The organism is Paenibacillus sp. 32O-W (assembly GCF_007679495.1).
GTDB classification, from domain to species: domain Bacteria; phylum Bacillota; class Bacilli; order Paenibacillales; family NBRC-103111; genus Paenibacillus_L; species Paenibacillus_L residui.
Window position 1 is genome coordinate 40031 of record NZ_VEGP01000031.1, and the last position, 18621, is coordinate 58651.

The window sequence follows — 18621 nt, forward strand, 5'->3', positions numbered from 1 at the left end:
AGAAACATTTAGTTTCTATTGTGAAAAACATTTACTGCTCTTCAATCAAAGTACGAATTCGATTTAATTTAAACTCAGTAATTGACTTCCACCTTGGCGTTAAGATTACCCTTCCAATCTGTTCTCTTGCAAGCTTTTTGCCTATGAGCGATTGAATTTGATTAGTAATTTCATCAAGAGATAAATTCCTCATATAATTCAATGCATTATTTATTCGCCGTTCTGCCTCCTGTTCACGTTCCTCGGGTAATGAATTCCACCATTTTCGCTCAAATGCATCCAAAGGGTTTAAACATTCACAAAAATAGGGCATTTTCAACCATTCTTTTTTAATAACTCCAATCGAAATCTCATGTTTAAAATTAAAACGGTTACATATTTCTGATGATATTGTTAATATTTTATTTTTTAATTCAGAATTATGCACATTAAAATCCCTAACACATATATATAAATCTAAATCAGAGTACTCAAAGGGATGTTTATTACATGATAAAGGCGAATGTGACCCCCCCACAAAAACAGGTAGATCAATTCTTTCTGAGATAAACTTGCATATGTCTGTAACAATAGAAAGCGATAATTTTTTTTCGTAACTGTCTTGAACAGGGAAGGCAACTATATAAGGACCAATTTGTTCAGTTCTCATACCTTTATAAGAATTACCGAATGAAATTTCCGCCTGATTTCTTATTGGATAATTTATTTTACCAATTATCCATTCATCTTCTCCTCTATTGACTAACCGATTCTCTTTCAATTGTAATATAACCCCAAATTTATTCCCTATTTGTTTGAACCATTTAATTTTATATCCGCTGGCAATTGCTAATTGCATTAAAGTATCAGGATCAACCCATACCCATTCAAACCATTCTCCTACGATGTCATTAAAACGTAACCTTATTTTTATTTCACCCCCGTATTTATTTGCTTCATGGTTTTTTTGATTGTACTTGATATGAATCGGGTTGTTACTATCTCGCCAATCAATCCCCATTATTACAATCTGACCGTTTATACTAAGTATCTTGTTTATTTTTTCAAACATTTCTGAGAGTCTGCTTATCCTCCCAATCATGCCAAGAGATCCATCCATAAATACAATGGTGTCAAATTTGTCCCTTTCCGGAAAGTCCCATAAAGATCCATGCTTTATATTCTTTGTACCTAGTTTCTTACCGATATCAATAACTCCTTGAGAAATATCGATACCATGCGCATCTAAACCACGACTTGATAAAAAACGCACATGCCTCCCAGTTCCACAACCAATATCAAGGACACGTGGGCCAATAGTGTTATCCAATAACTCTATTTCAAATTCATTTATAACCGGGTTTTGGGACAACCATGAATCCATATTTGAATAACTTTTAAAATTGTCATCCCTCTCAATAATAATTTTGCCCTCTTCACCCGAAAGACATCTGTTTAGGATTTGTCCAATAGTATCAGGGAAAGTTGAATCAGTACTAATAATAGAAACCAACTCACTCACCTCTTCATAATCTTTTTTAAGTTAAAATACAACCAACAATAATCTCACATTATTCGTCAAATCAGCTCCTCCCTCGACATTTCTACTAGAATAGAATTACCAAGTTTGATGAATAATGGGTAATATTGGGCATTTTATGTTATAGTATGGATTTTATACCATTTTTGTCTTGAAGTAAACACCTCTTTTTCCCAATTATTCGATGTTTTTATAACCGTGTAATAGAATCAACAATAATCTGTAAATAAGAAATGAAAAAACTGTTCGAGAAACAAATGTCTCTAATCTAGAGCATAAATAATTTAAGACAAGAATTCTAAACGACCCTGCACTAAAGTGCAGGGGATTTTTAAGGCGACTGAAAGTCGCCGTTCAGGCTAAAGCCAGCTAAAGTTTTCGACTGATCGTCGTCCTTTGCACTGAAGTGCACTGAAAAGCCCTCTTGCTAAAGCAAAATGAAGTTCGTGACTGAAACTCACTCTTCTATTTTGAATACTTCGTCGTCTCGATCCTGTCCTTGGTTTTCGATGTACTCTTTGATGATTTCTTCCGTTACTGTGCCTACTGTTCTACAGAAATACCCTGGCACCCATAGATGCTGGCCCCAGTAGCGTTTCTTTAGCTCCTGGAATTCATCTTGCAGCATTTTTGATGATCGCCCTTTCAGATATTGCATGATCTTGCTTGGCGCCAGCGTTGGCGGGCATGATATGAGCAGGTGCACATGTTCTTTTCCTATGCTTCCTCGTACGATTTGAATGTTTCATGCTTCGCATCCTTGGCGGATCAATATTCGCAGTCGTTCTGCCACCTTCCCTTGCAGCACCTTGTATCGATACTTCGTCGTCCACACAACGTGATACTGAATGTCAAATACCGTATGACTGCCATATTGATATAACCCATTTTCTTCACCCTGCTACAGTATAGCAAAGATTTAGGACACTGAAGTGTCTGCTAGTCCTGGAAGGACCCACTGACTGAAAGTCAGTGGGTTTAGACCAGGAGCTTGTTAACTAAAGTGTGTAAATCATTTGGTGTAATTTGATATGTCCAGGCAAAGTTTCAAACAATACTTTCCTTAAACCAATCCAGAATTCCTCTACAGATAAATCAGGATAATCCCGGAACATTAACAACTTGATGTTCATAATCTATTTTCTTTTAGATTGCCATTTTATCCCCCCAAAAAATAGCCTCGAAAACTTTTTGACACTGCTCGTCAGGCTTCTTTATTCTGTGTTTGTACTAAATAAACTCTTTGCTTCTTACACAAAAAACAACCTTTATTTTATTAACCAATAATTTTGTGCAAAAGAAAGATTAGGAAAGGTTGGTTAAAATAACCGCGCCTAAGTATATACTGGGCAAATTTGACATTTGTGTTCCGATCATCTAAAATACGGTTATAATTAATGTTAAATAGCTGATAACTTAAGGCATAATCTGTGAAACAGGAGGGGGATAGTGGAAGCCCGGATGTGAAGATCGTGTTAAAAAAGCACTCTTAAGAGAAGTGTCTTGAAGTTGGCTTTTTATTTTAAAAGGCCAAGTATGGTGGAACCGCGAGGGCTTAAGCCCCCGTCCCTAAGTCTACAATTTACAGACTTAGGGACGGGGGGCTTTCTTGTATTGGCATTATCAAATAATGAAATTCCTTTCATCAAGGAGTGAATTCTATTCATGAACTTTCAACAAATGACATTTACGTTGCTTGAGTTTTGGACGGAACAAAATTGTATCGCCGTGCAGCCTTATGATACTGAAAAGGGAGCGGGCACCATGAATCCGATGACTTTCCTTCGTACAATTGGACCGGAGCCATGGAATGTTGTCTACGTTGAACCTTCACGTAGACCTGCCGATGGCCGGTATGGCGAAAATCCAAATCGCCTGTATCAACACCACCAATTTCAGGTCATCATGAAACCTTCCCCAGATAACATCCAGGAACTTTATTTGGAGAGCCTCGGACGACTTGGGATCGATCCTCAAAGACATGACATTAGGTTTGTCGAGGATAACTGGGAGTCTCCAACTCTTGGCGCTTGGGGGCTAGGATGGGAGGTTTGGCTTGACGGGATGGAAATCACACAGTTCACTTATTTTCAACAGGTTGGCGGAATCGATTGTCATCCAGTGGCGGTGGAAATTACATATGGAATGGAGCGGCTAGCCTCCTATATACAAGAAAAAGAAAATATTTTTGATCTGGAATGGGTTGCAGGCGTTACATACGGCGATATATTTTTACAACCTGAGTATGAACATTCCAAGTACACTTTTGAAGTGTCAGATGTCTCCATGCTCTTTCTTCTATTTTCGACTTATGAAACGGAAGCCATGCGGGCTTTAGAACTCAATCTGGTGTTTCCAGCATACGATTACGTGCTAAAATGTTCACATACATTTAATCTGTTGGAGGCTCGTGGTGCATTAAGTGTGACCGAGCGAACGGGTTACATAGGACGGGTTCGAAATTTAGCAAGATCTGTTGCATCAATATTTTTAAAAGAGCGGGAACGGCTTGGTTTTCCATTACTCAAGGAAGGAGCAATGTGAATGACTAAAAATTTTTTACTTGAGATAGGGGTCGAGGAATTGCCTGCACGCTTTGTGCGATCCGCAATATTGCAGTTGAAGGTTATGACAGAAAGTTGGCTAAAAGAAAGTCGACTTTGTCATGAGGGAATAAAAACTTACGCAACACCCCGACGTCTCGCTGTCCTGGTCGCTAATCTCTCTGAGAAGCAAAAAGATACCAGTGAAGAAGTAAAGGGACCTAGACGAGAGTTTGCGCTTGACGAGTTTGGTAAATGGACTATGGCTGCAGTCGGCTTCGCCAAAAAGCAGGGTGTTAAACTGGAGGAACTGTATTTTCGTCAACACGGGGATGTAGATTATTTATATACATCGAAAAAAAAGAAAGGTGCAGAGACCTCGGCACTTTTATCAAAGGTACTCCCCCATCTTGTTACTTCAATAAATTTCCCAAAGAGTATGAGATGGGGTGATCACGAACTTAGGTATGCTAGGCCTATTCGATGGCTTGTTGCGCTCTTCGGAGGGGATGTAATTAATTTCCAAATTTCTAATGTAAAATCGGGGAATGTGACTCGTGGCCACCGGTTTCTAGGGAAGGACACTCTAATAAAGGAACCATTGCTCTACGAAGATCAGTTGAAAGAACAATACGTGATCGCAGATGTTGAAGAACGCCGCAAAGCGATAATTACAGGTATCCAATCATTATCCTCAGATCGTGGATGGGTTATTGACTTAAATGACGATCTGATGGAAGAGGTACTATTCTTAGTAGAATACCCTACGGTATTGGCTGGTTCGTTTGATTCTTCTTTTCTAAACATCCCACAAGAGGTTCTAATTACCTCAATGAGGGAACATCAAAAATATTTTCCAGTGTTGGATTCTGAAGGTCGGTTACTGCCTCACTTTGTTACAATAAGAAATGGAGACATAAAATCTTTAGACGTGATTATAAAAGGGAACGAGAAAGTGCTCCGTGCTCGTTTGGCAGATGCGAAGTTTTTTTATGAGGAGGACAAAAAACTAGTCATTGCAGACGCTATGGCGAAACTAGAAAGTATCGTTTATCACGAAGAACTTGGTACAATGGCAGATAAGGTAAGACGCATTAATAAAATCGCTGTGGCTATAGCACATCGTTTACGAGTTGAAAATCCAATATTGATTGACCTAAATCGTGCAGCCGAGATATGTAAATTCGATTTGGTCACTCAAATGGTATCCGAATTTCCTGAACTACAAGGAATTATAGGTGAAAACTATGCGAGTATGGCGGGTGAGAAAGCAAGTGTAGCACAAGCAATTAGAGAGCATTATATGCCGCGTAAGTCAGGTGATACACCCCCTAAATCATTAATTGGCGCAATAATTGGCTTAGCTGATAAAATCGACACAATTACAGGCTGTTTTTCGATCGGATTAGTTCCAAATGGCTCGAAGGATCCTTATGCGCTAAGACGTCAAGCAACTGGGATTGTAAGTATTCTGATCTCGCATGAAATGCCACTAAAGTTATCGGAGATTTTTGAAATTGCACTTGAAATCCATTCAAATTGTAGGATGAGACGCAAGGCATTCGATGTCTACAATGATTTACGGGATTTTTTTTCGCTGCGCGTCAAAACTGCCCTAATGGAGAATGGAATCCGAAATGATATTATCGATGCAGTACTCGGAACTGGTGCGGAAGATCTACGAAGCACGATTCTAAGAGCTAATGTACTTGCGGCTGCTGTTACAGATCAAGATATAGAAAGGCTTCGTCTGACAATAGAATCCTTCAATCGCGTTTGTAATATAGCTGTAAATATCGACTCCAAATTAGTGGATAAAAGACTTTTTAACGAATCATCAGAAATGGATCTTTATAAATGCTGGCTCATTGCTCATAAGCAATTTGTTGATGCTGTCAATGAATACAGAATGGATGATGCTTTCAAGGCATTATCTTCATTGAGCAAGCCAATCGCTTGTTTTTTTGAGTCGGTAATGGTTATGGATGAAGATGAGGAAGTGCGACAAAATCGACTCATTTTGATAACCAACGTTGCAGAGGACATAAACTCGTTCGCCGATTTCTCTAAATTAATTATTTAACTTACTATATAAGTTGAACTTACGATTTTCTTTAGAAGGATTTTCCAACCCTGTACGTCGAATGAGAATATCAAATCTCATTTGAGCGGGTGATCTAACTTGGAGAATACAAAAACAGAATTAAATGCAGTCGAGGAACGAATCAAACAAATAAAAGACCGGCGGATGTATGAACGATACCAAACCATCCGGCTTCATCTTCTGGGGAATACCACTAGTCAGATTGCTCTCATTTTGGGCAGAACGAGCAAAACAATCAAAGCTTATATTGACACCTACAACAAACTCGGACTTAACGGATTAATCATGAAACAATCAACAGGAAAGCCCACACGTTTAAGCAAGGACCAGCAAACCCAGCTCAAACAAACGATTATCGATCACGTTCCTCATGAATTGGGCTTTACAGGAAAATTCAACTGGACTTTGGAAATCATTGCGTCCTATATTCGTCGTGAGTTTGGGCATACCTATTCGATTCGCGGCGTATCCAAACTCATGCACCGAATCGGCATGAGTTATACCAAACCAACTTACACATTAGCAGCAGCCGATGAAGAAAAGCAAAGAGAATTTGTCGAAGAAACCTTTCCAAGGTTAAAAAAACTACGATAATGGCGAAATTGATCATTTATTGTTTGAAGATGAAAGCATGATTCGTGATTATCAAGCCTTGCAGCGGACTTGGTTCCCAAAGGTCAACAGCGCATGATTCAAACAACGGGTAAGCATCGTGGTGTAAAATTGCTATCCACAGTAGATTATGCGACGGGCAAGATTGTTTGGCGTGAAGACGAGGAGTACACTGCTGAAACGTTTTTAACATTCCTCAAACAAGTTCTAGAGGCCTATCCTACTGGTAAAATCGTGATGATTTTAGATAATGCCCGGATCCATCATGCCAAGCTGCTTCAACCCTTTTTGGAAGAAAATTCTCGCTTACGCTTTGTCTTCTTGCCTGCGTACAGCCCGCAACTCAATATTGTTGAAGGGCTTTGGAAGTGGCTAAAATCCGATGTGATCAATAACGTGTTCTACCACACTGTTGATGACATTCGCAAGAATGTTCGTGCCTTTATGGAGAATATCATGCTCAACCCTATGAAGATCATTGATCGACTTTGCATCCGATTGGAGTCGGGACATTTAGTAAATCATTAGTTCAACTTATATAGAGTCTTGCGATTTCGGTATTTTATCATAAAAAGGGCAGACCTGTAGCGTGAACGGTAAAGTAGCGATTTAGGCTGAGTGCTTGAGAAGATGCAAAATTTCCTTTCCAAGGCTTGTTGATAACATATGCGACACTTTACCCAAAGATTCTTCTCGGATGCGATGTACCACTTTACCAAGTGTCAATTCAGTACCTCCGTTCATCCACTCCTGACGCTGAAACTCCATGAATTTCTGCGTCAGGAACTGAATGGCACAGAATCGCTGAATACCGTGAAACGAAAGCAATTGATATTGGCCAAAGCCCAGCAATTTCCTTGTAATAACGATACCTGGTCTCGATGTTCCAGCGTACGTAATAGTAACGTTGAATGGTAACAATATCCAACGTCGGATCTCTTCACAGAAGACGAACCTGCGGTTTGCTCGATGTGGTACTCATCTTTGCAAGAAAGCAGAAAGTAGCAGTCTGACGTTTCGATTTCGTTGACTGGTCCCTCGTAGATACAAACCCAGTACATGCCCTGACCTTCCACCTGTAACGGAGCGGAGATCAGATTTGCGAATGTACTGCTCAGCGAAATAGTTTATCTCGATCGTAATACCGGACGGTCAGATCAGTCGGTTCGTCTTGATGGTTGCAATGTCATGGAACCCTTTGCAGTTGCAATCATTCACGACTTTCTCGCTGGTATACCAACTGTCCATCAGGACATAAACGCGCTCATCATGATTTGCCGGGAAGACTTCAATCATTTCGACGGCCAAATCGTTCTTGCTTTTAAAGGTGATTCGTTTTACAATATTCGCTTCGATAGCAAGGTGGAAAATCATAGACGTATGGCTGGTCATCGCAGACGACATGCGTAGTAACGAGATTGTGAAACCAGACGAATTTTCCTTCTTCATGTGAATACTGAAAGCTAAATGCCTCCATTTTCTTAGTCGTTCGGTCTTTCTTACAGCAGGTATCATCTACGATCGGGAACACGATTCTTCGGGAACCGCCATTCGTGCTGAATCTGTGTGATATTTCTACGTCCGACACAGAGATTTGATGCCATGGACCAAAGTGAACAAATGATTCAGCTGTGGATTGGAAAATTCCGATTTCAGTGTCAAAATGACCTTGACGGTCAGCAGATAGAGGGATACCATGAGAATGGGACATTTCCTTTTCTCGGAAATTGTGGCACGTTTCCCGGAGAAGACGCTTTCTACCGCTCCTTGAATCATGGCGGATATGCGTGGCAACGCATTTTTTGTTATTCGCCAAGCAGCGACACTATAGCGCCTGCTGAGAAACTAACCTCAGCAGTAGAGTACAGAGCGTTCGTCTTGACGATTCGATGTTTGAACGGAACCGGGGCAAAGCTGTTGAAATGCTGGCACGTTTTAGGCACACATCGGAATCATTCTTCGCCAAATCAAGACGAAGCTTGATCCGGTCGTGTCTATCCGTCATCGTTCCAAGAAGAACAAATGACTTGCGATCCTATCGACAGACATTAGCCTGACTGCTCAGGTGATCATCCGGATTTTTAGGATGTGTTGGGAGATCGAAATCTTTCAAGTGCGCGAAATCGTTCCTGCGTTTGCAAAAGAACTTCAGGGGTTATCCAGCAAAATGCTGACTTACAATGAATAGTAACTTACCGGATACCGATCAAATTACCGCTTGGAAGCTAAGTAACAGGGACTTCCATGCAGCGGACAATGGAGGCAGAAAAAATGGGAGAACCCCAAGCAATCTTAGGATTCTCCCCTCAAGCGTCATTCAGCCACGAAGCTAAATGGACTTCTTATATTCGGTTGGCGTCACTCCGACCATGTTTTTGAACATTTTACAAAAATACCGGTAATCCGTTATGCCTACCGTCTGGGCCACCTCGTAAATTTTCATGTCGGTCCGCTCCAGCAGTTCCTTAGCCTTATGCAGCCGCACCCGGCTGATGTAGTCGGTCAAATATTCGCCCGTCTCCTGTTTAAAAAGCTGTCCGACATAAGCCGGGTTGAGATTGACGGCCTTGGCCAAATCAGCCATACTCCAGTTCTTGCCATATTGTTCCGATACCATCTGGCAGATGGCCTGGATTTCCCTGCGCACCTTCCGGTTCTCCCCCTGCAGCCCGTAGATGACCGCCAGCCGCTCCTTAACTTGCTGCCACCACCAGCCGTACTGCTCCCAGGAAACAATCAATTCCAACTGCAGCTTCAAATCATGCATGTCCGCTTCGCTGCCTTCCATGACGGTATCGAGAACCGCTTCCGCTACACCTAACAGAAAATTCGGCGAATAGGGCGGATTGCGCAGTTGTGTTAACTGCTGCACATGCTCGGCGAATGTCTGCCAGTTGCGGGCATGCAGGGAGCGGGTCAGTTCGGCAATGATTTCAAGCCGCCCCACCTTCCCCGGTTCATAGAAGGAACCTGTGTCCGGACCCGACATGACGCTCAGACCGGTATAGAAATGTTCCTGAATCCGGGCCAGTGCCTCTCTGACCAACTTCGAAAACTGCTCCGGTTCGGTTGTTATCGGGCCGACGTATACAAAGCAGTCTGTGCCTAATCTTTGCTTGAACAGGGACAGCCGGTTATGAACGAACTCATTAAGCTTGCATTGGAAAAAGGCATAGCCCCGGTGAACGGGACAAGTAAGCATGATAAACAATTGGCAGCGTTTATACGGAAAGACGGCGGCCTGAATATCCGGTTCCCCGGACATCCCTTCCCATTGCTCGATCGCCTGGCCGGTCTGCTTTTGCCTTTGATCCAGCGTTTCTTCAAGCGTATGTGCCTCGCAGGCCTGTTCCGCACTTACGGAATAGCCGTCCCAGCCGAAGGACAGAACGGCATAGTATCGGCCGTTTAAAGCGATGGCCCCGTTAAGATGACGCAGGAGCTCGCTGCCGGCCGCACTTCCCTCCAGCAGACGTTGAACCAGTTGCCGTCTGGCGGACCACTCCTTTTCGCTATACTCTGCTTTAAGGAAGTGAATATGCTCCTCCTGGTCCCGTTCCTGCTTGATTTCTTCCGCGACTTGGGTACAGGCTTGAAGAATCTCTTCTTTAGACAGTCCCATCTTGAGCAAATAATTTTTGGCTCCGAGCACCAATGCCTTCTGAGCATAGGCAAATTCATCGTGCGCGGTTAAGAATATGACCTTCACCTTCGGCCATCGGTCCCGGACATACTTCGCAAATTCCAGTCCGTCCATGACCGGCATCGTTATATCTGTCAATACGATGTGAGGAAGCTCCCGCTCCATCATCTCGATGGCTTCCCGCCCGTTCTGGGCCGCTCCCAACCAGATAAAGCCGGCATCCTCCCAAGGAATTCTCCGTTCAAAATGCTCTCTGACAAAATGCTCGTCGTCCACGACCATCGTTTTCAGCTTTTCCATAGAAGGCCCCCCTGAATGCGATGTCCACATCTTTTCGACTTGGCTGATGTTCTGTCGCAAGATCAGCTTATGCTCGGAAACGGCAGCCGAATTTTGACCAGCAGCCCTTCCTCCTCATCATTTTCAATGCTCAACCCGTATTCGTACCCGTAATACAGCTGAATTCTCTCCTGGATATTGCGAATGCCCAGATTGTTCAGCCCTTTGAAGGTCGAGCGGGTCTCCTGCTTCTTGAACAAATCCCTAATGGCATCCTCTTTCATTCCCGGGCCGGTATCGCTCACTTCCAGAAGCAATTGGCCCGCATCCGATTCCGCCGAAGAAATAATGATATGGTTGCGGTGATTCGGCTTGCTCAGCCCATAGAAAATGCTGTTCTCTACCAGAGTGATCAAGGTTAGCTTCGGGATCGTCGCTTGAGCCGCAATGGAATCCGGAATGACGATGTCCAGATCAAATACAGGACCGTACCGAAGCTTCATCAGCTCCGCATAATTATGCAGCTGCCTGACCTCCTCCTCCAGAGGGACGACATCCCCTACCTTATCGATGGAATATTTCAACAAGCCCATTAATGCCTGAATCAAAGGTCCGATCTCGCGGGAACGCTCGGTTTCGCTCAGCCAGTAGAACGCGTTTAAGGTGTTGTACAAAAAATGAGGCTGGATTTGCGACTGCAGTACTTTCATTTCCTGCACCCGTTTTCTTTCTTCGGCCTCTTTCAAATTGTTGAACAGGTCGTTCAGGTTCAGCATCATTTTGTTAAAATGCGTGGCAATCAAGCCAAATTCGTCATTGCGCTTGATTTCGATGCGCGTATCCAATCGGCCCAGTGAACCGGCATTCATCTGGCGGATGATCGTTCGGATCGGCTTCTTGATATAGGCGGCCAAGCGATAAGATATGATAAGCGAGATGGTGATCCAAATAAGCAAAATGAGCAAAAACTGTTTTTGCAATGAAGTTAACAGCGGATAGGCCTTGGCTTCGTTAACGACCGAGAACACAATCCAATCCCATCGGTTGTTGTCGCTTCTTAAAATTTTGAAATCGCCCTGCGGTGTATGGATCGTATTAAAGTCCTTCCCTTTTTCAATCAGTGTTTCCCCCAGAATCCGCACCATCTCGTCCCGCTGCAGTTTTTGCGAGTAATGGTCTATAGGTGTGTTGGAGGCGACAAACTTCCCGCTTCTGGAGAAAATATAAATCGTTTTGTCCGTAGGCCGGGATTCCCCCAAGCTGGCGAACGATTCCACATTCAGTTCCAGGGCAACCGTTATCGTTCTCGTTTTGTCGGAGGAGCGGAAAGATTTGGCTACCGTCACCGCCCGCCCGAATCCGGAGTCGAAAGGATCACTCCACCAGAAGCCCCACTGCGACGCCTGCTTGTCAACCTCCTCCAGCCATTGACGTGGAACGGAATGTTTATACAGCTCCGGCGATATCGCCAGCAGCTCCCCCTGCTCAATAACATAAGCCGCATTAATATCGTTGGAATACAAGGTGATAAAATTATTCATCAACAGCATGTAATTTTCACGGCTCAGCGACTCAAAAATATCGACATTGGAAAAGTAAAGCAGCTGGGACTGGATATTCAACATGTACCATTTCAAGTAGTCTTCTACATGCACGACTGAAGATTGCAGCGATTTCTCCTGATTCTCCTTTATCAATACATAAACCGTAGAGTAGGCAAACACCCCGATCATGATTAAACCGGACAGCACCGACAGGAAAGCGATCAGAAACATCTTGTTGCCGATGCTTGTAAAAAGGCGTCTTCTAGTAAACATATCCTCAGCCTCGTTCCTCGATAAAGGATATTGGTAACGCTTCCATTCCAAACTAAACAACATCCTCATCCAATATACGGGAACTTGCTTATTCCAATTATATTGGAGTGAGGCTTGCGCATTCTACTGGGAAAATTTATAAATTTCGTGTAAAAATTATAGATTTTCCAAAACGATAAATGTCCGGACCAGCTATTCACTGCCTTCCGCGTCCGGACCCGGCTCCGGAAAGACGATCGTTGTCACCAACCGTTGACGCCGCTCCGGCGTCGGCTCATTCTCTGCCGCCTGAAGCATCAGCTCCCGAATTCTGTGAAGCAATTCCAGATTCTCCTGGTCGGATAAATAGAGCGGCATCTGTCTGTAAATGACGCCATCTTGAAACAGATCGAAGGACGGATGGCGTACATAGCGTGCGTAATCCCCGATAATTTGGGCCATAAAATTAATAAAATAGGACAAATGATCCTCCGGACCGGCTTGCTTCAGTTCTTCCACCGACATGCCTTCCGCATGCTCCGGAAGCATGTAGACTCTCTCCAATGTGCCGCGATTGGGGCGTTCTTCCGCAATGACCAGCAATTCCGCCTCCTGCAGCTTCTTGAGATGCCGGTATAGGGTAGCCGGAGGCACGTCCGGCATTCTCTCGTTTAATTGTTGGGCGGTTAACTGCTCTCCATCGGCCAGGCACTGAATAATTCTCATACGGATCGGATGGAGAACGACCTCCGCTTTGTTTTCCGCCATAATTCCTGTTCCCTCTCTCTCATCAAACGGTCATACTGAGGATAGCATCCGTCAGTCCGACCGGCAACCTGTTATTATATAATATATAATGGAGCATACCATATCATCTCCCATCGCGCGCGGTGCTTGTACGGGAAATGAATTGGCTCCACGACTATTATCAAAATTGATATCGCTCTAATTCAAGGCAAGTGGCGTGAATTTCCAGACATCCAATTTTATTATCGTATATAGTAATATTATTATATTTGATAATATAATACAATACACTGAATCTATTTAAAAGTTTATCGAGGTGAGAGCGGTGACCGATCATGCTATCCACTTGCAGTCAGAGAACGGACCACTATTTTACCAAATCTACGACTATTTTAAGACGGAGATAGACGAGGGCCATCTCGCTCCGGGGGTTCTGCTACCTTCCATCAGAAAATGCGCGGAATCGCTGGGGGTTAGCAAAAATACGGTAGAGGTCGCCTACCAGCTTCTCCAGTCCGAAGGTTACGTGGACAACATTCCCCGCAAAGGTTATAAGGTGTTGGAAAGAACCTTGACGGCCGCTCCCTCTGCTCTTCCGGAGATTGCTCAGGAGGATTCTGCGCATCCGATCGTCTACGACTTCCGATACGGGAACTGCAAGCTGAGCGACTTCCCTTTCGCCAACTGGAACAGGCTCCGCAATGAGCTTATCCACGGCTGCATGGACGAATACAGTGTAGTGGGCAACTCCCAGGGTGAAGCTGTGTTAAGGCAGGAAATCCTCCATCTTCTGCATTCCTCCAGAGGAATCGCCGCCACGCCGGAGCAAATCGTTATCGGTGCGACACCGCAGCAGCTGGTGACGCTGATCTGCCAAATTCTGAACCGGGACACTTCGATAATAGCGGTAGAAAATCCGGGATATGACGGCTCCCGCAATACTTTTATCAACTATGGATTTACCGTCAAAGGGATCCCTCTCACGGACAATGGGATGGAGATGGAGGCCCTCCGCAGCAGCTCGGCCAATATTGCCTATGTCAGCCCTTCCCAACAGTTTATCCATAAGATGGTTATGCCTCTGTCCAAGAGAAGGGAGCTCGTCCAGTGGCTGCAGAAAGCGAGCTATCTGATCGAGGATGATTACGAGTGGGAATTCAAATATGACGAACACCCTATCCCTTCCATCCACAGCTTGGATTCTACGGGTAAAGTTCTTTATCTCGGCTCGATTTCCAAAGCGCTGCTTCCCGTCTTTAATCTCGGTTACATGGTGCTTCCGCCTTCCCTGGTACCCGTTTTTAAAGAACGGATGCCGGAATATGATCAGCCGGTTTCGGTTATCGATCAGTTGACTTTCAGCCACTTTCTGCAAACCGGATATTGGTTCCGGCACGTGCAGAGAATGAGGAAGAGCTATGCCCGCAAGAGAGAGCTGTTCTTCCAGGCCGTCACCGAATATATGGGCGATCATGCGATCATGAGAGGAAAGGATTCCGGGCTGCATCTTTTTCTGACCGTCAGGACGGAACGTTCGGAAGAAGAGCTGATCGACGCGGCATTGCGGGCCGGGATCAGAGTTTACGAAACTTCCCGGTACTGGTTCCGGGATCCTGCCTCGTACCCCACCGTACTTCTTGGATATGGGGCCATGGAGGAAAAACAGATTAAAGACGGGATCCAAAGGCTGGCAAAAGCTTGGTTTTCTTAAAGCCTTGTCCCGGTGAGCCCGGATGAAACTGTCCCTTTTCAACTTCTCGCATGACAGGCTATGATTTCCTTAGCCGCTCTTCACATGACGGCACACTGCTTATACGTGGGTTGATTACTAAATTTTATACCTGCGCCTAGGGAGATCGTTACAAACCAAGTCTTGCGAATTGCAAGCGGAAGCCTCCCTTAAAGAGCCATTGCCGTCATTCGTGAGGATATTATTGAAAGGGAGACTAAACTGCCATGAATTTTGTATTCGATATAGATGGTACCATCTGCTTCCATGGAAAGCCTGTGTCACGCGGTATTCTGGATGCCCTCTGCGAGCTGGAGCGACAAGGTCACTTCATTGCCTTTGCCTCTGCCAGGCACAGCCGCGATATTCTTCCGGTTCTCGACGAAAGGTTTCATCATCACCTGCTGATCGGAGGAAACGGGGCCGTCACTTATTACGAAGGCAAGCTGATCCGGGCTTGTCCTATTCCCGGTCCGCTCTTTCAGCGCATCACTCAATTGCTGGATCGCTTCCAAGCCTCCTACTTGATCGACACCGAATGGGATTATGCTTATAAAGGAGCGGAGGATCATTCCTTCTTGTCCAGGGTCGATCCTTTGAAGCAAGCAAATCGCATTCGTCTGGATGAGGTCCGGCAGCCGGTCAAAATATTGGTTACGGAAAGCGCCGATCCGCAGCGGCTGAAAGAAGAAGTGAAGGCTCTGGACATTAACCTTCACAATCATTCGTTAGAAGAAGTGCTCGATATTACCGATTGCGGCGTAGACAAGTGGAATGCCGTCGCAGCTTTCGGCCTGTCGTCCGGCAGCACCGTTTGCTTCGGCAACGATACGAACGATCTTCCGTTGTTCCGTCAGGCGGCCCGCTCGGTGCTGGTAGGCAATCATCCCCTGCTTGCCGGCGTGGCCACCGATCAATTAGACATCGATGAACAATTTGAGAGCAAGCTGAGGGATAAGCTTACCGAGCTTGCCGCCGGGGCCGACAAGAATTAACGAGCAAGCGAATGTGCTTGCTCGTCATCTTTTTGATTTTCGATATCCGGCGGCGACAGCCTCTTCTTCCGTACAAAACATTTCCTCCGCCTTGGTCTTTTCGTAAAATTGGCCGCCCGGAACATGATAGATCCAATCTCCTGAGGAGCTATGGTTACCTTTAATGGTCGGCTCTTCACAGGCCGCAGCCGGCTCCCCGGCGGCGACAGCGGAAGAAGACTCTTCTTCCTTGACCGGCTCCTCAGCTTTGATCTGATCTGAGGATTTAGGCGGTTTAGCGGATGGGGATGGCTCGGGGGATTTCCCGGCTGTGCCCTGACCGTCGGCCTCGCTCTGCTCCGCCTTGGCAGCAGCCTTCTGATTAAACCCGTCTTCCAGGGCATAATTTTCAATAGACCAGATGCCGATGCCCTTCTCCTGAGCCTGCTTTTGAATTTCTCTGAACCGGTCGACATGCTTCACATTAGGCGGATAGACGTAAGCGACACGGGCCAGCCCTTTCTCAAGCAGCATTTCATTAAACATTTGATCGTCCACCCACAGATAAGCAAGCAGCCTGCCGTATTTATCCCTTTCCGATACGTCCATTTCCAACTGAACTTCCTTATCCGTCAGCGTATCTTTGGCAAACTGGGACGCTTCGGGACCGAAAGGCTCGACCGGTTTGTTCGGATGAACGGTTTCCGGCGTATCGACCAGCAAGAGACGAACCTTCTCCTGCTTGCCGTCAATACTGACTTCTACGGTATCCCCGTCCACTACCCGAACAATTTGCGCAGGAATCCGGCGGGCTTGGTCCTCATCCCCTTCTTGGGCAAGGGAGCCCGATCCGGTTTGGCTCTCAACACCTGTCGATGCCTGAGTTCCTTGAAGGGACGGCCCTTTCGCACAGCCGGTCAGAATGGCCAGACTGCCCCACATGATCATGCAAAACAAGATCCATTTTCTCATGCATTGTCTCTCTCCATATGTACAATATATATAACTCCAATTTTCCATCATATCTATATTTGTACATGATTACCAAACATATATTTCCATCCTCTGATAGCTCTGGAACAATCCCTTTGAATAAAGGATTCGTTCCTTTATAATATTCAATGAATCACCATCGAGTGTTTTCTGGAAAAATCGATATTTCAATCGTTTATTTGGAATATTTATATCAAATATATTGACCCACTGAAAAACAAGGAGGACGAGCATGGTGAAATACAATTTCGATCAAGTGATTAACCGGATCGGTACGGCTTGCAGCAAATGGGACGAGGCGGAGAAGCTGTTCGGATATCCGGACATCCTTCCGATGTGGGTGGCCGACATGGATTTCGAATCCCCGCCGGAGGTTAAAGAGGCTCTGATCCGCAGGGCGGAGCACGGCGTCTATGGCTATACCATCCGTCCTCAATCTTACTACGATGCAATTATCGGCTGGCAGCAGCGGCGCCACGGCTGGAGCCTGAAGCAGGACTGGATCTGCAGCAGCCCGGGAGTAGTGACGTCGCTTGGCATGCTGATTGAAGTCCTGACCCGGCCCGGGGACCGCATTATGCTTCAGGTGCCGATCTATCCCCCGTTCTACGATATTATTACGCTGAATGACCGCGTCATCGTCCGCAATCCGCTGAAGATTGAAGACGGAAGCTACAAGATGGATTTCGAGCTTATGGAGCGTCAGATGGCGGAGGAACAGGTCAAAATGCTGCTTCTGTGCAACCCGCACAATCCGGTCGGCCGCGTCTGGACCAAGGAGGAGCTTCATACTTTAGGGCAGCTATGTTTGAAATACAATGTTATCGTATTGTCTGATGAAGTCCATGGCGACATTATTTATCGCGGACACCGACATACTCCTTTTGCCTCGCTTTCCGAGGCGTTTGCGCAGCAATCCGTGACCTGTATCGCCCCCAGCAAGACCTTCAACATTGCCGGGTTACAATCCTCCAGCGCGATTATTCCGAATCCGGAATGGCGCAGACTATTTAAGCGCAAGCAAAGATCGCTGGCGCTCCAATCGGAAAATTATTTCGCCGTTGCGGCCGTCGAATGCTGCTACAACTACGGCGAAGCCTGGCTCGATCAGCTTCTGGAGTATTTGGCAGAAAACGTGGAGACGGTTCTCAGGTATGTAGAGAAGGAGCTCCCCGAAATTAAAGCCTATCGTCCCGAAGGAACCTACCTCGTCTGGCTGGACTGCCGGAACATCTCGCCGCAAGCCTCTGTATTGAAGGATCTTATGTTCCGGCAAGCCCGGGTAGCCTTCAGCGAAGGCTCCGGATTCGGTGCGGAAGGCGAGGGCTATCTGCGCGTCAATATCGCCTGCCCCCGCTCTCTGCTGCTGGAGGGGCTGGAGCGCTTCACACGTGCCGTACGTGGACGTACAAATTAAAATCCCGCGAAGTGAAGCATAACCTTCGAGGGGTATTACAGGTACTTTGCGGGGAGCCTGGAACTTAAGACTTAACTTTCGCAGAGCGAAAAGGTTTGATTTGACTGGTCTACTCGCAGTAACGAGGATTTAACTGTATTTTATATAGCATGACCTATGCAGTTCAAGTAAGTAATTGGTAATCAGTCATAACGTCAATTGTTAGAAAATATTTCGCTAAATATCACGAAAACCTCTTGACTTTTGAGAAACACCCCCATAATCG

Annotated in this window: 12 protein-coding genes and 3 pseudogenes; 7 read left to right on the plus strand and 8 right to left on the minus strand. The window is 45.4% G+C overall.

Annotated features, from left to right (window positions below; translation table 11 throughout):
* Nucleotides 1-31 precede the first annotated feature (31 nt).
* Together FS806_RS13790 and tnpA are read right to left on the minus strand one after the other, a co-directional pair.
* Entirely contained in the window at nucleotides 32-1492 is a 1461-nt protein-coding gene (locus FS806_RS13790) for a class I SAM-dependent methyltransferase (RefSeq protein ID WP_144937415.1), read from the minus strand.
* Between the two features lie 484 nt (nucleotides 1493-1976).
* A pseudogene (tnpA, locus tag FS806_RS13795) lies at nucleotides 1977-2369 on the minus strand (IS200/IS605 family transposase).
* 815 nt (nucleotides 2370-3184) lie between these two features.
* Between tnpA and glyQ the strand changes: the two are divergent.
* The 3 genes and pseudogenes from glyQ (at nucleotide 3185) to FS806_RS13810 (ending at nucleotide 7306) form a co-directional block, all read left to right on the plus strand.
* The gene (glyQ, locus tag FS806_RS13800; RefSeq protein WP_144937418.1) at nucleotides 3185-4063 is read left to right on the plus strand and encodes a glycine--tRNA ligase subunit alpha; all 879 of its coding nucleotides are present in this window, start codon (nucleotides 3185-3187) and stop codon (nucleotides 4061-4063) included.
* Nucleotides 4064-6145 carry a glycine--tRNA ligase subunit beta gene (gene glyS / locus FS806_RS13805; RefSeq protein ID WP_144937421.1) on the plus strand — a complete coding sequence of 694 codons (2082 nt, stop codon included), beginning with the start codon at nucleotides 4064-4066 and terminating at the stop codon, nucleotides 6143-6145.
* 165 nt (nucleotides 6146-6310) lie between these two features.
* Nucleotides 6311-7306: pseudogene (locus FS806_RS13810) on the plus strand (IS630 family transposase).
* Between the two features lie 81 nt (nucleotides 7307-7387).
* Here FS806_RS13810 and FS806_RS26185 read toward each other — a convergent pair.
* Both FS806_RS26185 and FS806_RS13815 read right to left on the minus strand, forming a co-directional pair.
* Nucleotides 7388-7630, minus strand: a complete 243-nt coding sequence (locus tag FS806_RS26185) for a hypothetical protein (RefSeq protein WP_222126663.1) — start codon at nucleotides 7628-7630, stop codon at nucleotides 7388-7390.
* Between the two features lie 300 nt (nucleotides 7631-7930).
* Nucleotides 7931-8182: a hypothetical protein gene (locus FS806_RS13815; RefSeq protein ID WP_222126664.1), complete on the minus strand. Its 252-nt coding sequence runs from the start codon at nucleotides 8180-8182 to the stop codon at nucleotides 7931-7933.
* Between the two features lie 550 nt (nucleotides 8183-8732).
* On the opposite strand from FS806_RS13815, the pseudogene FS806_RS27200 reads away from it, so the two are divergent.
* A pseudogene (locus FS806_RS27200) lies at nucleotides 8733-8934 on the plus strand (IS4 family transposase); the annotation flags it as partial.
* A gap of 173 nt (nucleotides 8935-9107) precedes the next feature.
* Here FS806_RS27200 and FS806_RS13820 read toward each other — a convergent pair.
* From FS806_RS13820 to FS806_RS13830, 3 genes are all read right to left on the minus strand, one after another.
* Nucleotides 9108-10721 carry a response regulator transcription factor gene (locus FS806_RS13820; protein ID WP_186328354.1) on the minus strand — a complete coding sequence of 538 codons (1614 nt, stop codon included), beginning with the start codon at nucleotides 10719-10721 and terminating at the stop codon, nucleotides 9108-9110.
* A gap of 62 nt (nucleotides 10722-10783) precedes the next feature.
* Nucleotides 10784-12517 (minus strand): sensor histidine kinase, encoded by a 1734-nt coding sequence (locus FS806_RS13825; protein WP_186328355.1) that lies wholly within the window; start codon nucleotides 12515-12517, stop codon nucleotides 10784-10786.
* Between the two features lie 192 nt (nucleotides 12518-12709).
* Entirely contained in the window at nucleotides 12710-13264 is a 555-nt protein-coding gene (locus tag FS806_RS13830) for a helix-turn-helix domain-containing protein (protein ID WP_144937433.1), read from the minus strand.
* Between the two features lie 304 nt (nucleotides 13265-13568).
* Between FS806_RS13830 and pdxR the strand changes: the two genes are divergently transcribed.
* Both pdxR and FS806_RS13840 read left to right on the plus strand, forming a co-directional pair.
* Nucleotides 13569-14954, plus strand: a complete 1386-nt coding sequence (gene pdxR / locus FS806_RS13835) for a MocR-like pyridoxine biosynthesis transcription factor PdxR (protein WP_260982080.1) — start codon at nucleotides 13569-13571, stop codon at nucleotides 14952-14954.
* Between the two features lie 245 nt (nucleotides 14955-15199).
* Complete coding sequence (locus tag FS806_RS13840) at nucleotides 15200-15967, plus strand: HAD-IIB family hydrolase (RefSeq protein WP_144937438.1); 768 nt, start codon at nucleotides 15200-15202, stop codon at nucleotides 15965-15967.
* 24 nt (nucleotides 15968-15991) lie between these two features.
* Here the strand turns inward: FS806_RS13840 and FS806_RS13845 are convergent, their stop codons facing one another.
* A complete protein-coding gene (locus tag FS806_RS13845; RefSeq protein WP_144937440.1) occupies nucleotides 15992-16918 on the minus strand; it encodes a thermonuclease family protein in 927 nt (308 codons plus the stop codon).
* A gap of 253 nt (nucleotides 16919-17171) precedes the next feature.
* Between FS806_RS13845 and FS806_RS13850 the strand changes: the two genes are divergently transcribed.
* Nucleotides 17172-18356 carry a MalY/PatB family protein gene (locus tag FS806_RS13850; protein ID WP_313960585.1) on the plus strand — a complete coding sequence of 395 codons (1185 nt, stop codon included), beginning with the start codon at nucleotides 17172-17174 and terminating at the stop codon, nucleotides 18354-18356.
* Nucleotides 18357-18621: the final 265 nt, after the last annotated feature.

Coding starts and splice junctions, on each gene's coding strand:
- FS806_RS13845 (WP_144937440.1), bottom strand. CDS start 16,918: ATGAGAAAATGGATCTTGTTTTGCATGATCATGTGGGGCAGTCTGGCC.
- FS806_RS13815 (WP_222126664.1), bottom strand. CDS start 8,182: ATGTCGTCTGCGATGACCAGCCATACGTCTATGATTTTCCACCTTGCT.
- FS806_RS13850 (WP_313960585.1), top strand. CDS start 17,172: ATGGTGAAATACAATTTCGATCAAGTGATTAACCGGATCGGTACGGCT.
- glyS (WP_144937421.1), top strand. CDS start 4,064: ATGACTAAAAATTTTTTACTTGAGATAGGGGTCGAGGAATTGCCTGCA.
- FS806_RS13830 (WP_144937433.1), bottom strand. CDS start 13,264: ATGGCGGAAAACAAAGCGGAGGTCGTTCTCCATCCGATCCGTATGAGA.
- FS806_RS13825 (WP_186328355.1), bottom strand. CDS start 12,517: ATGTTTACTAGAAGACGCCTTTTTACAAGCATCGGCAACAAGATGTTT.
- FS806_RS13820 (WP_186328354.1), bottom strand. CDS start 10,721: ATGGAAAAGCTGAAAACGATGGTCGTGGACGACGAGCATTTTGTCAGA.
- FS806_RS13840 (WP_144937438.1), top strand. CDS start 15,200: ATGAATTTTGTATTCGATATAGATGGTACCATCTGCTTCCATGGAAAG.
- glyQ (WP_144937418.1), top strand. CDS start 3,185: ATGAACTTTCAACAAATGACATTTACGTTGCTTGAGTTTTGGACGGAA.